Below are 13,394 nucleotides of genomic sequence, written 5' to 3'. Positions count from 1 at the left end.
CTGGTTAATTCCTTATCTTTTCTCCATAATCTTTCCGTCTCTGTATGCCTTCAGCAGATCCGTCAGGTCGGCGATCTGCTGTTTTAAATTCTGTCCGTTATCCGTGTCACCGATCATCACGCGCTTGGGTTCCATCTCCACCTGGGTGGTGACGGAGTCGATGTCCGCGTTGGTAGTGAGAACGTGCTCAATATCCTGGAAGGGATAATGAGCCTTGATGCGGATGCCGTGGGAATTGAAGATCAGCGTATAGCCCGCGATGCCGGTGGATTTCTGGTACGCCTTGCAGAAGCCGCCGTCAATGCAGATTTCCTTGCCGCCTGCCCGTACCGGGGTATCCCCCTGGGCCACCTTCACCGGCGTGTGCCCGTTGATGATGTGGGATTGCGGGGAATCTAACCCAAACTCGTGCAGCACCTTTTCGCAGATTTCCTTCTTCCGGTGCAGCTTGTAATACGGATCCTGAGGTTCCGGCCAGGTACTTTCGTCATCAATGTAACTGCGCTCAAAGGTCTTGATCGTACGCCCGGTCACCGGAGAATCCGGATGGATCCACAGGAACCAGAAGAAGTCCTGGTCCTCCAGCTTACGCCGCCGATAGCAGATACGGCTCAGGTGATCCACCCAGTCCATATAGGCCCGGCCTTTCAGGGTCTTCCCCCGCAGCCGGATCTCCCGGAAGCTGCCGTCTTCGTGCATAGGCAGGCCGCCGTGGAACATCAGGTTGCCGTTCATGACCTTGTACAATGAGCCGTGGCTGAAGAAAAAGTCCATATGCCGCTGCAGGGCCTCGCTATGCAGGAAATCCCACTGCCAGTCTTCAATGATTTTGGCCTCTTCCGGCGAATAGTCATACGGATGTTCCGGGTCGTACGTAGGAAAGTCCGTAGTGTTCATTTCATACTTTTTCCCATCGTACAGGGTAGCGATGCCCTTCACCGGGTCAATTTTATCAAACAGCAGCCGGTCTGCCATCTTAAATTCCGGATGCCGCAGCATGGCCTGGCCTTCCGCCTTAAACAGCATCACGTTGATTGCTTTTACCAGAGCGTTTTTGCTTTCTTTCTTCTGGTAATTCTCCGCTGCGAAGGTCACAAAGTCGCGCATGCTGATGCCGTACCCGTTTTCCAGAATTTCCCAGTTGTTATAGCGTACGTTATTACGGATCACGTTGATGATGCAGGGCACGCTGCCCGCCGCCGCCCCCATCCACAGTACATCGTGGTTGCCCCACTGGATGTCCACGGAATGGTGCTTCATTAACTGGTCCATAATCTTATGGGCATAGGGCCCCCTGTCATAAATGTCGCCAACAATATGCAGGTGATCCACCGCCAGCCGTTTAATCAGAGAGGTGAGCGCATACACAAAAGGACGGAAGCTGCCGGTCTCCCAGATGGTATCCAGGATTTTGGCATGATACACATACCGGTTCTGGTCTTCGTCCGGCTGGGCATGGAGCAACTCATCCAGCACATAACGGAACCCTTCCGGCATGGCCTTACGAACCTTGGACCGGGTGTACTTGGAAGACAGCAGCTTAGCCAGCCGCAGCAGACGGCGGAGGGTAGTCTTGCCCCAGGTCTCCGATATCAGGCCCACTTCCACAAGCATATCCAGTTTTTCTTTGGGATAATAAATAAGGGTACAGAGATTTTTGCGTTCCCGGTCATTCATGCTATCGGTGAACAGCATGTCCACCTTTTCCCGGATGACTCCGGAACTGTTGTTCAAAATGTGGTAAAAGGCTTCGTACTCCCCATGCAGGTCGCTCATGAAATGTTCCGTTCCCTTGGGCAGGTTGATGATGGCCTGCAGATTGATGATCTCCGTTACCGTTGCTTCCTGGGTAGGGAACTGCCTCGCCAGCAATTCCAGACATTTTTTATGTTCCTCAGACCAGTTGTGCATTTCCATAACGTTTCGCCCCACCTTTCGCAAAATGCTCTGCCCTTTCTCCTGCCGCCTTCAAGAACCAGGACACTTATACCGGCGACAATCACAGGGCCGAATAAATAAAGTACAATGCAGCGTCTTATTTGTTATATATATTATACATTAAATCACATTTTTTGTGCACATGTTTTTATAAAAAACACCTTATCAGGAAAAGTATCTGCGAACATCATCCCGTTTATACAAGGAACATATTAATAAAACAATTCCCGAATGCACTTTCATCATGCATCCGGGATTAAAAAAAACTATCTCACTTATCTCCATTCCCTAAGGTCTTCACCCGCTGGGCCAGACGATCCAGCACGGTTCCCTGTTTGATGGGCTGCGGATTGTATTTCAGTTTGTCATAGGACTTAACCGTATTCAGATTCTCATCCTGCACTGCGCCCTTTTCCATATAAGCCGTATAATTATCATAGTTAATACCGTACTTCACGTACACATAGTGCATACCTTTGCCTAAAGCATCATCCACCCACGTGTAAGTGCAGACCCATACTTTTTTTTCATTTTTTCCGGGAACTGTTTCCACAGACGTATAATCAAAAAATGTTCCCTGGTAATCCGTAGAACTGAGCCACAACCACTTGCTCTGATCCAGCTTACAGTAATTTGATACCGGTTCCGCACCGCACACGGATGCAAATAACGTAACAAGCAACGCACAAAGAATAAAAATCTTTTTCATTTTACTTCCCCCAGAATATTTTTGAAATACAAACGTGAATTATATATCTGCATCTAATGACACAACATTTTTGCAGACCATGTCATGAGATTAAATACGCAATTATTATATCAAATCACCCGGAAAATGTAATTGAATTTTACTGTTATGCTTTTGTTCCAATCACTTTATAACACAGTCCCGCACTGGCCAACAGCATGGCAGCCGCCATGAAAAACAAAACAGGGATACCCAAATGTTCCGCAATAAAACCGCCAAAGACAGCGCCAGTACTCATTCCGACAAACTGGAAGGACTGGTTGATACCATACATGCGGCCCAAAAACTCCTGAGGCACAAACTCTTTGATCAGGTGATTCACAGAAGGCATCAGCCCTGCTACCGCAATACCGTGTACAAAACGAAGCAGACCCAGTTGCCATGGAGCTGTCACAAAAGCCTGAGGAACCGAAACCAGACAAGCCGTCAACAGCGAACAGAACAACACCTTCTGAGCACCGATGCGGTCGGAGAGAGAGCCTAATCGTGAGCCAAACAAAGCGCTGGCGAATCCGGCACTGGAGAAGACCGCTCCGGAAATCAAAGCGATGTGGTCCGACTCCGGCACCAGTCCGGCAATATACACAGTAAGGATTGGCTGAATACACATCAGGGAAAACTGAAGGGTAAACGTGGTAACAAAAACACCGTAGAGCGCGTTCGGTTTGGGCAAAGAGCCAAACACGTCCCGGTTTGAAATTTTTACTGCAGCTGTGTTGAAAGACTTTCGGGTCTCATGGATTCCCATGATAGCCAGGCTGCTCAGCAAGCAGAACCCCGCTACTATAAAATAGGTATTGCGAAAACCTACGGTTTCCGACAACCAACCCCCCAGCAGCGGGCCAATCAGCGTACCACTGATCTGTCCTGTATAAAACACCCCCAAAGCCCAACCTGCCCGATGGGTTGGAGACTCTGAGGAAACGAGAGGAATGGCAGTAGCCAGAAAGCCGCTCAGCGCTCCCTGCAGCAGGCGCAGTACCACCAGATGGTATACGTTTTGCGCCATGCCCATGCCGAAGTTGATAACAGCCAGCCAGATGACGGCTCGCAGACACATAACCTTGCGTCCGTACCGGTCAGAAAGCCTTCCCCAGATTGGTGAAAAGATGGCCAGCGTGACGAAATTCATGGCAAAGACTATACCGGCCCATCGTGCTACTTCGCCTGTATCCTCCACACCAAGCGACTGAATATACAGCGGCAGCATAGGCGCCAGCTGGCTCATGCCGACCGACGTGATAAAAGCTGCCAGTGTGCATATATATACGTTACGCTTCCACCGTTCCATACAGCAACACTTCCCAGAAAAACAGGTTGCAAAAATGATTTTTCTGCATTTAAATTATATCACTGAATCTTTCCGTTGTGTACGCTCAGTAACAATACTCATGTAAAAAACATCGGACGTTCCATCGGAAGGAACGTCCGGTGATAATTTACATTTTCAGTTTTTCAAATTATTTTTTGGCAGGTTCGGTTTTCTGCGGTTCAATCGGTGTTACCTGGAACGCTGTTACTTTCGGTGATCCATTTTCTTCCACAAAGGAAATGTAAATTCTTGCGAATTTGTCTTTTGATACAGTACCGAAATATACCAGTTCATCCACTCCGCTATATCCCTTTTGCAAATCGTATTGCTTGTTCAGGAGAACCAGGTTAGTATTTTTAATCGTTCCGATTTGTTTTTTTACTCCGTTTTGGACGGCAGTAAAATTTTCTGCGGTAAGCTTCTCTTTCAACGCCCGACTAAAGCTTTTGCTGACCTGTGCATATGTCGTCTCACCACCGGTAAGAGCAGCTACTAACGCATCCGCGGCCTTTTCTTCTGCATTGAAACGTCCTGCAGCTCCCGCAGCAAAACAGCTTGCACTAATTGTTAATGATAACAGCAACGTCATTAAAAACTTTTTCATCTTAACGTTTCCTCCAATACTAATAATTTGTTATTTTAACATATGTTTAAATTTTTAACATATGTCATTAGACAACTTTGCCATAAGTTCGATGTTCAAATATCAATTGGTGCGCAGAGTGGGGCTCGAACCCACGACCTCCGCCATGTCAAGACGGCACTCTGACCAGCTGAGCTATCCGCGCAATACTATAAATATATTATACAACAAATAAATAATCCCTGCAACCTTTTGATTGCAGGGAATTTTTTTGCAAATCGCAACAATTAACGCTTGCTGTACTGGGAAGCTTTGCGGGCTTTCTTTAAGCCGTATTTGCGACGTTCCTTTTCGCGGGGGTCGCGGGTCATCAGGCCTGCTTTTTTCAGTGCCGGACGGTACTCTTCGTCCACTTTGCACAGGGCACGGCTGATGCCATGACGGATAGCACCGGCCTGGCCGGAGAAGCCACCGCCGATTACGTTTACAAGAATATCATATTTGTCTTTTGTCTCGGTCAGTTCCAACGGCTGGTTTACAATCAGCTTCAGGGTTTCCAGACCAAAATAATCATTCATTTCGCGGCCGTTGATGACCACTTTGCCTTCACCCGGTACCAGGCGGACACGGGCAACGGAAGATTTGCGACGACCAGTCGCGCTGTATACTACTTCTGCCATGATGTTTTCCTCCTCCTGATTACCGTACGTTGATTTCTAATACTTCGGGCTGCTGTGCTGCATGCGGATGTTCCGGACCAGCATATACGTGCAGTTTCTTGTAAATCTGGTCGCCCAGACGGTTTTTCGGAATCATACCGCGTACTGCGATCTCAACCATGCGGACCGGATTGTTGGCCAGCATATCTTTCGCCAATACAAAGCGGTCACCGCCCAGATAACCGGTATGATGGAAGTAGGTCTTCTGGGTCAGCTTTTTGCCGGTCAGAACTACTTTGTCAGCGTTTACAATGATTACATTGTCGCCGGTGTCCATATGCGGGGTAAAGGTCGGTTTGTGTTTACCGCGCAGGACTTTGGCAACTTCCGCGGCCAGACGGCCCAGCGTTTTATCAGTGGCGTCCACTACGAACCATTTCCGTTCGATATTGGACGGGTTTGCCATGAAAGATTTCATTTCAATGTCCCTCCCAGGAATATTTCTTGAAGCATTTACATATTAATAAATAGAAAACGTGAATGTGATGATGAGTCTTTGCATTCCTTTCATCGGGGCTAATCGAATTCAGGGCGCAAAATCACGTAAATATATTTTAATCACTTTTGAAGTGTTTGTCAACATGATTCACAGGTTTTTTGTAAAAATTATTCGTACTCAACTTTTGCCAGGTACAACCCCTGCGCCGGCGCAGGTGCGTTTTCAAATCCCCCCCGCTTTTGCGTCAGTTCTTTTGCCATGGCCTGCGGCGGCTTTTTCCCCAGCCCGATCTGTACCATGGACCAGACTAAGTTGCGCACCATATGATATACGAAGCCGTTGCCTGCAATATGATAGACCAGCGTATTATCTGCTTCCGGTTCCCAGCAGGATGTGTCAATCGTTTTAACCGGAGAAACCTGCGTACTTCGGGTGCTTTGGAAACCGCTGAAGTCATGCGTACCGATAATCAGGGCAGCCGCTTTATTCATTTTCTCCACGTCCGGCATTTCTTTCATCTGCCACACATAGTTGCGCGTAAACGGATCCGGTTCCGGTGTAAAGCGGATGCGGTACTCATATTCTTTCCTGCAGGCATCCTTCCGGGCATTAAATCCCGGTCGTACTTCTTCAGCCCGCAACGCCCGGATGTCTTCCGGCAGGATGCTGTTCAGCGCCCGCGGCATGTTTGCTGTGGGAATCGTTCCCCCTGTTGCAAAGGAAACCACCTGGCAGCGTGCGTGCACTCCCGCATCTGTGCGTCCGCTGCCGGTAACGGTTACAGGCTCACCGCAGATGCGCGCCAGCTTTTCTTCCAGTATCTGTTGTACAGTTATTTCCCTTGTCTGCCTTTGGAAGCCAAAGTAATTGCTTCCGTCGTAGCAGATGGTAAGTTTTATGGTTCGTTTCATTTTATATCCTGATTTGTTGCAATATTTGTCAGAAAACAGTGTGGGTACTTGTGCTGTTACAACCGCAAAACAAAATGTGCAACATTATATTGTTTTAATCGTTGCTCCATTTCCTTTCACACTTCTGCCGCCGGACTAACCGCACAGAACGCCTACACCAGCTTCGGTCCCCAGCGCAGAAACGCCAACAGCCCAATCATGGCAAAAGCAAATATAAAGGCCATCACATCACCGGAGCGGTAGGCCAGCTGATGCATCCGGGTGCGTCCTTCCCCGCCCCGGTAACAGCGGGCTTCCATGGCAACGGCCAGGTCATCCGCACGGCGAAAGGCGCTGATGAACAGCGGCACTAAGATCGGCAGCATGTTTTTGGCCCGGGCCAGCAGGTTGCCTCCGGAAAAATCAGCGCCCCGTGCTGTCTGCGCCTTGATAATGCGGTCCGTTTCTTCCATTAAAGTTGGAATGAAACGCAGCGCGATAGTCATCATCATGGCCAGCTCATGAGCCGGTACGCCAATGACGCGGAACGGACGAAGCAATGCTTCGATGCCATCCGTCAACACAATGGGCGAAGTGGTAAAGGTCAGTATAGAAGAAATCATCAGCAGAAGGATCAGGCGCATGGCCATCTGCACACCCAGCCGCAGCCCTTCTTCCGTAACTTTAACAATTCCCCACTGATACAGTACGTGATCCCCCTGCCCCATCAGCGAGTGCAACACCAGTGTCAGCACGATGATGAACAGCAGCGGTTTTACTGATTTCAGAACCAGCATAAAGGGCAGACCCGATATGGCAATAATGAACAGCACCATAGCGCAGAGCGCGCCGTAGCCGATGGCCGAATTTGCCAGAAAAACCGCTACGACCAAAATCAGGGTCGTCAGAATTTTTGTCCGGGGGTCGAGTCGGTGGATGAAGCTATTGCCCGGGTAATACTGACCCAGTGTAATATCCAGCATCTACTTCAGCCCCTTTCTTCGTTTCACTTCTGCCAGCAGCAGTTTCGCATCTGTAATCTCATACGGAAGACGCAGGCCTTTGGCCCGCAGGGCGTCTGCCAGCTTATACACTTCCGGTATATCCATCCCTGCCTGCGTCAGGCGTTCTTTTTCTTTTAGAAAAATTTCGGCCGGTTTGCCATCCAGGATAATCTCACCTTTATAGATCACCAGCATCCGTTTGGCAAATTTTGCCGCGTCTTCCATGCTGTGGGTCACCATGATGATGCCGATGGACCGCTTTTTATACAGTGCCATGATCTCGGCGAACACCGCGTCCCGGGAACCGGGATCCAGTCCGGCGGATGGTTCGTCCAAAATCAGGTAGTCCGGGTTCATGGCCACCACGCCTGCAATAGCTGCCCGGCGCATCTGGCCACCGGACAACGAAAAGGGAGAGCGACGGGCATACGTCTCATAGTCCAGCCCTACAAATTTCATGGCTTCCCTGACACGCTGATCCACTTCTTCGGGGGCAAGACCAAAGTTCCGGGGACCGAATGCAATGTCCTCATACACGGTCTCCGCAAACAGCTGGTGTTCCGGATACTGGAATACCATACCGATACGACCCCGGGCCGTTTTGGCTTCCTGCGTTTTACCGGTGAGATCCGTACCGTCCAGGGTTGCGGTTCCTTTTGCAGGATGAAGCAGTCCGTTCAGGTTTTGTACCAGGGTGGACTTGCCGCTTCCGGTGTGACCGATGACTGCCACAAACTCACCTTTTTTTATTTCCAGGGAAACATCCTTTAACGCTTTTTTCTCGTAAGGCGTCCCCGGCATATAAGTATAGGAAACATGTTCCAGTTTTATTGACATTTTTTCTTGTTCCCGCCTTTAGTTCGCCAGCGCTTCAGCCAGTTCTTCGTTAGTTATAATACCTTGCGGCAACTTTATTCCGCTTTTGCGCAGTTCAAACGCAAATTTTGCAGCCAGCGGCGCTTCCAGCCCCAGTTTTTCCAGTTCATCCACGCGGGAGAACACTTCTTTGGGCGTACCCTGAAACATAACACGTCCATCGCTCATCACGATGACCCGGTCTGCCCGCATTGCTTCCGTCATGAAATGCGTTATATATACAACAGTGATATGCTGTTCTTTGTTCAACTTCAGAACAGTATTGAGGATTTCTTTCCGTCCTTTCGGGTCAAGCATGGCAGTAGGTTCATCCAAAATGATGCAGTCCGAACCTAACGCCAGCGTGCCGGCAATGGCGACCCGCTGTTTCTGACCGCCAGACAACAGGTGCGGGGCGTGTTCGCGGTATTCCAGCATATCCACTGCCCGCAATGCATCTTCCACGCGTACCCTGAGTTCCTCTGCGGGAACGCCGATATTTTCGGGACCAAACGCTACGTCCTCTTCCACAACCGCAGCGACAATCTGGTTATCAGGATTCTGAAATACCATACCGGTGTTCTGCCGTATCGTCCACAGACTGTTTTCATCCAGCGTATCCAATCCGTGAACCTCCACGTTTCCCTCCGTAGGCAGCAACAGCGCGTTAAAGTGACGCGCCAGCGTACTCTTCCCGCTTCCGTTGGCACCAATTATAGCTACAAATTCACCGGGCATGATCTGTAAATCAATCCCGTCCAGCGCTGTGACCTGGTTGTTGTCGGCATCTATATATACATGTTTAAGCCCCTGGGTTTCAATTACCGGCTCCATAGTTCCCCCTGAAGGTTTCATTGCATTAAATAATGTCTCATCGTATTAAAATGCAAAACCGTAATATAAAATAAGCAGTTATATTATAACTTCACTGCCCGCAAACGTCAACCTTATTTGCAAAAAGAGTTAACAAAATTAGCAGATTATCTTTGCCTGAAAAGGAAAAAACTGCTTACCTTATTGCAGATAAGCAGTTTTGTATTGAAACTTTTACAGAAGTTCAATAATTGCCATTTCGGCTGCATCGCCACGACGAGGACCAACCCGGTAAATACGGGTAAAGCCGCCCTGTCTGTCCTGGTATTTGGGAGCCAGTTCGTCAAACAGCTTTCTGGTAGCAGTTTCATCTACCAGCGTTGCCAGCACCTGACGGCGTGCATGTAAATCACCAACCTTGGCCAGGGTGATCAGCTTTGCAACATTTTTGCTGGTCTCTTTAGCTTTGGTAATCGTGGTTTCAATTCTGCCATTCATAATCAAGGCGCTGGACAGGCTGCGGAACAGAGCTTTACGGTTACCGGACGCGCGGTTTAATTTTCTGTATGCCATTTTCCGTCCCCCTTATTATTCTTCATCGTCCTTACGTAAGGACAGGTCTAAATCAATTAATTTTTTAATAATTTCTTCCAACGATTTGGTACCCAGGTTACGAACCTTCTTTAAATCATCCTCGGACTTGTTGATCAGGTCGCCTACTGTATTGATACCGGCACGGCGCAGGCAGTTGTTGCTGCGGACAGACAGATCCATTTCTTCAATAGACATGGACAGTTTCGGATCCGGCAACGAATCCTGAGGCACATCATTTACTGCCGGTTCAACAATCGGACTGGGCTTAGGTTCTACAATAGTGCCATTTTGGAAGAGGCTCAGATAATCAATCAAAATCCCGGACGCACGGCTTATCGCATCCTCAGGATTGATACTTCCGTCAGTCCATACTTCCAAAGTCAGTTTATCGTAATCGGTCACATTACCTACACGGGTATCGGTTACGCCAAACTTAACACGGGTAATGGGGGAATAGATGCTGTCAACAGGAATCCAGCCAATCCCCATATCGTCCCTCTTATTCTTATCGCTGGGAACATACCCCCGCCCGTTATCGACATAGATATCGATTTTCAGGTTGGCATCTTTGTCCAATGTTGCAATATGCAATTCCGGATTCAGAATTTCTACATCGCTGTCAGGTTCAATATCGGCAGCCGTAACATCCTGCTCTCCTGCAACATTAATATGTAAAACTTTCATCTCATTTTCCGGAGAATGGAGTTTCATGCACAGAGCTTTAATGTTCAGAATGATATCTGCTACGTCTTCACGGACACCGGGAATCGTAGTAAATTCATGCAGGACCTTGGTACCTTCCCCATATTCGATCATAACACCGATTACTGCCGACCCTTTCAGGGAAGATAACAGAACCCGGCGCAAGCTGTTTCCTAACGTAATACCATAGCCACGTTCCAGCGGTTCCCATACAAATTTACCATAACGTTTGTCATCAGAAACCTCAGACGTAACCAATTTCGGATCAATAATTTCAATCATGCGGAAAGCCTCCTTCTCTTGCGTATTACCACAATACGCCAACTGGTTGGTGGCAAAAGATGCTCATCATTACTTGGAGTACAGTTCGACAATGGACTGTTCCACTACCGGAACATCAATTTCCTCACGAGTCGGGAAACGGTCAACCTTTGCACATAACGCTTCAGCATTGATTACAAGCCATGCCGGAGCCGTTACAGCTGCCAGCTTTTCATTCATACCCTTAAAATAATTCTTAGCGCGGCTGTTTTCCATCACAGACACTTCATCACCGACTTTGACCAGTGCGGAAGGAATATCAACGCGTTTTCCGTTTACGGATACATGGCCGTGGGTTACAAGCTGACGAGCCTGACGGCGGGTGGTAGCCAGTCCCATGCGGAACACCACGTTGTCCAGTCTTCTTTCCAGCAATAACAGCAGGTTTTCACCAGTAATGCCGGGCATTTTTTTCGCTTTTTCATAGTACAGGCGGAACTGCTTTTCCAGTACGCCGTAAATGAATTTTGCTTTCTGTTTTTCTTTTAACTGTGCGCCATATTCACTTACCTTATGGTTCGCATGATGGGGCTGGCGGAAAGAACTTTTAGCCAGACCTACAACTGCGGGTTCGATACCCAGTGAACGGCAGCGTTTCAGAGCCGGTACTCTATCAATTGCCATCTGTGTTTTACACCTCCTGTTATACTCTGCGACGTTTCGGCGGACGGCAGCCATTATGCGGAATCGGAGTTACATCTTTAATGGAGTTAACTTCGAGACCGGTAGCCTGTAAAGCGCGGATTGCAGCTTCACGGCCGGCGCCGGGACCTTTTACATATACTTCAACGGTCTTCATGCCATGTTCCATTGCAGCTTTGGTTGCCGTTTCAGCTGCCATCTGCGCAGCAAACGGAGTGCTCTTGCGGCTTCCACGGAAGCCCATTTCACCGGCAGAAGCCCAGCTGATTACGTTGCCATTCAGATCGGTGATCGTAACCAGCGTGTTGTTAAAAGTGGATTTAATATGCGCAGCGCCGGCAACGACGTTTTTGCTTACTTTCTTTTTGTTGCGAACTACTTTTTTTCCTGCCACTTCTTATTTACCCTCCTCTACTGATTACTTTTTGCCCTGGCCCTTTTTGGGACCCTTGCGGGTACGGGCGTTGTTTTTGGTATTCTGGCCGCGAACGGGCAGACCTGCACGATGTCTTCTGCCACGATAGCTGCCAATTTCTACCAGACGTTTGATGTTGAGGGATTCCTCACGACGGAGGTCGCCTTCCACCTTGTAATCTCTGTCCACGACCTCACGGATCTTCGCAACTTCGCCCTCGGTCAGATCGCGAACACGGGTATCAGGATTGATACCGGTCTTTGCCAGGATCTCACGGGATAAGGTAAGACCGATACCGAAAATATAAGGTAACGCGTATTCTACACGTTTGTCATTCGGTAAATCGACACCAGCAATACGTGCCATTCAAGTATACCTCCTTCTTAACCTTGTCTTTGTTTATGCTTCGGATTTTCGCAAATGACCATGACACGGCCCTTGCGTTTGATAATTTTGCATTTTTCGCAAATACGTTTTACAGACGGTCTGACTTTCATTTTCTACCTCCTCAGTGTCTGTGCCGGTTTATTTATACCGGTAGGTAATTCTTCCACGGTTCAAATCATAAGGTGTCAGTTCCACTGTTACTCTGTCACCGGGTAAAATCTTGATGAAGTTCATGCGGATCTTTCCGGAAATATGAGCCAGTATCTCATGATTATTCTGTAATTTCACCTTGAACATTGCGTTGGGAAGCGACTCCAGAATTGTGCCTTCCACTTCGATTACATCCTGCTTTGACACAGATCCTTACCTCCCTGCCCGCTTTTCAAGGCTTGCCTGTACATCGGCATAAACTTTGTCGATAGCCTGCGTTCCGTCAATTTCCAGATAAACACCCTGTTTCTTATAATACTCAATCAGAGGTTCTGTCTGGGAATGATATGCCTTCAGGCGGTTTTTAACAGTCTCTTCTTTATCATCATCTCGCTGATAAAGGCTGCCGCTGCATTTATCGCAGACACCTTCCACTTTCGTGGGATTGAAGGAAACATGGTAGGTTGCGCCACAGGCCTTGCAGATGCGCCGGCCCGTTACACGGGCTACCAGTTCACCATCCGGTACGACAATATTTACTACACCGGTCAGTTTGATACCCAGATCGTTCAGGATCCCATCCAGTGCAACAGCCTGTTCTTCCGTACGGGGAAACCCGTCTAAAATGAAACCTTTTGCACATTCCGGTTTAGACAAACCTTCCCGTACAATTCCGATTGTTACAACGTCCGGTACCAGCCCGCCGGCATCCATATATCTTTTTGCTTCTTTACCCAGTTCCGTGCCCTGCTTCACAGCGGCCCGGAACATATCCCCTGTGGAGATATGGGGAATTTTATACGAATCGACAAGCTTTTCAGCCTGAGTACCTTTTCCGGCACCAGGAGGTCCCATTAAAAGAATATACATCTGTTTATCCTC

General features: G+C 48.5%; 18 protein-coding genes and 1 tRNA gene. All 19 read right to left on the bottom strand.

What is annotated here, in order from left to right; genetic code table 11:
• Positions 1–12: 12 nt before the first annotated feature.
• The 19 genes from ACZOWY_RS00930 to ACZOWY_RS00840 all read right to left on the bottom strand — a co-directional run bounded on the left by ACZOWY_RS00930 (position 13) and on the right by ACZOWY_RS00840 (position 13,382).
• The gene (locus ACZOWY_RS00930; protein WP_484391707.1) at positions 13–1,917 is read right to left on the bottom strand and encodes a fructose-1,6-bisphosphatase; all 1,905 of its coding nucleotides are present in this window, start codon (positions 1,915–1,917) and stop codon (positions 13–15) included.
• Between the two features lie 292 nt (positions 1,918–2,209).
• Positions 2,210–2,647 carry a hypothetical protein gene (locus ACZOWY_RS00925; RefSeq protein WP_484391703.1) on the bottom strand — a complete coding sequence of 146 codons (438 nt, stop codon included), beginning with the start codon at positions 2,645–2,647 and terminating at the stop codon, positions 2,210–2,212.
• A gap of 145 nt (positions 2,648–2,792) precedes the next feature.
• Complete coding sequence (locus ACZOWY_RS00920; RefSeq protein WP_484391698.1) at positions 2,793–3,977, bottom strand: MFS transporter; 1,185 nt, start codon at positions 3,975–3,977, stop codon at positions 2,793–2,795.
• 169 nt (positions 3,978–4,146) lie between these two features.
• Positions 4,147–4,602 (bottom strand): hypothetical protein, encoded by a 456-nt coding sequence (locus ACZOWY_RS00915; RefSeq protein ID WP_484391694.1) that lies wholly within the window; start codon positions 4,600–4,602, stop codon positions 4,147–4,149.
• A 107-nt stretch (positions 4,603–4,709) separates the two neighbouring features.
• Positions 4,710–4,786: transfer RNA gene (locus ACZOWY_RS00910), tRNA-Val, on the bottom strand.
• Positions 4,787–4,868: 82 nt separating this feature from the next.
• A complete protein-coding gene (rpsI, locus tag ACZOWY_RS00905) occupies positions 4,869–5,261 on the bottom strand; it encodes a 30S ribosomal protein S9 (protein ID WP_484391690.1) in 393 nt (130 codons plus the stop codon).
• A gap of 19 nt (positions 5,262–5,280) precedes the next feature.
• Entirely contained in the window at positions 5,281–5,718 is a 438-nt protein-coding gene (gene rplM, locus ACZOWY_RS00900) for a 50S ribosomal protein L13 (RefSeq protein WP_093729224.1), read from the bottom strand.
• 188 nt (positions 5,719–5,906) lie between these two features.
• On the bottom strand, positions 5,907–6,650 hold the full coding sequence (gene truA, locus ACZOWY_RS00895; protein ID WP_484391685.1) for a tRNA pseudouridine(38-40) synthase TruA: 744 nt from the start codon (positions 6,648–6,650) through the stop codon (positions 5,907–5,909).
• Positions 6,651–6,802: 152 nt separating this feature from the next.
• Complete coding sequence (locus ACZOWY_RS00890) at positions 6,803–7,612, bottom strand: energy-coupling factor transporter transmembrane component T family protein (RefSeq protein ID WP_484391683.1); 810 nt, start codon at positions 7,610–7,612, stop codon at positions 6,803–6,805.
• The gene (locus ACZOWY_RS00885; protein ID WP_484391680.1) at positions 7,613–8,470 is read right to left on the bottom strand and encodes an energy-coupling factor transporter ATPase; all 858 of its coding nucleotides are present in this window, start codon (positions 8,468–8,470) and stop codon (positions 7,613–7,615) included.
• A gap of 18 nt (positions 8,471–8,488) precedes the next feature.
• Complete coding sequence (locus ACZOWY_RS00880) at positions 8,489–9,322, bottom strand: energy-coupling factor transporter ATPase (RefSeq protein WP_484391677.1); 834 nt, start codon at positions 9,320–9,322, stop codon at positions 8,489–8,491.
• Between the two features lie 213 nt (positions 9,323–9,535).
• A complete protein-coding gene (gene rplQ / locus ACZOWY_RS00875) occupies positions 9,536–9,874 on the bottom strand; it encodes a 50S ribosomal protein L17 (RefSeq protein WP_093729229.1) in 339 nt (112 codons plus the stop codon).
• 15 nt (positions 9,875–9,889) lie between these two features.
• Positions 9,890–10,879, bottom strand: a complete 990-nt coding sequence (locus tag ACZOWY_RS00870; protein ID WP_484391672.1) for a DNA-directed RNA polymerase subunit alpha — start codon at positions 10,877–10,879, stop codon at positions 9,890–9,892.
• Positions 10,880–10,948: 69 nt separating this feature from the next.
• Positions 10,949–11,542, bottom strand: coding sequence for a 30S ribosomal protein S4 (rpsD, locus tag ACZOWY_RS00865; protein WP_484391668.1), 594 nt, complete (start codon positions 11,540–11,542; stop codon positions 10,949–10,951).
• A 19-nt stretch (positions 11,543–11,561) separates the two neighbouring features.
• The gene (gene rpsK, locus ACZOWY_RS00860) at positions 11,562–11,954 is read right to left on the bottom strand and encodes a 30S ribosomal protein S11 (RefSeq protein WP_093729232.1); all 393 of its coding nucleotides are present in this window, start codon (positions 11,952–11,954) and stop codon (positions 11,562–11,564) included.
• Positions 11,955–11,978: 24 nt separating this feature from the next.
• Positions 11,979–12,341, bottom strand: a complete 363-nt coding sequence (gene rpsM, locus ACZOWY_RS00855; protein WP_093729233.1) for a 30S ribosomal protein S13 — start codon at positions 12,339–12,341, stop codon at positions 11,979–11,981.
• Positions 12,342–12,358: 17 nt separating this feature from the next.
• Entirely contained in the window at positions 12,359–12,472 is a 114-nt protein-coding gene (gene rpmJ / locus ACZOWY_RS00850; RefSeq protein ID WP_009015366.1) for a 50S ribosomal protein L36, read from the bottom strand.
• Between the two features lie 28 nt (positions 12,473–12,500).
• A complete protein-coding gene (infA, locus tag ACZOWY_RS00845; RefSeq protein ID WP_093729234.1) occupies positions 12,501–12,719 on the bottom strand; it encodes a translation initiation factor IF-1 in 219 nt (72 codons plus the stop codon).
• A gap of 6 nt (positions 12,720–12,725) precedes the next feature.
• Positions 12,726–13,382 carry an adenylate kinase gene (locus ACZOWY_RS00840; protein WP_484391664.1) on the bottom strand — a complete coding sequence of 219 codons (657 nt, stop codon included), beginning with the start codon at positions 13,380–13,382 and terminating at the stop codon, positions 12,726–12,728.
• Positions 13,383–13,394: the final 12 nt, after the last annotated feature.

It is taken from the genome of Succiniclasticum sp., from assembly GCF_056977735.1.
The sequence above is the reverse complement of the archived record's forward strand: the minus strand, read 5'-3'. Positions and strand labels throughout refer to the sequence as shown.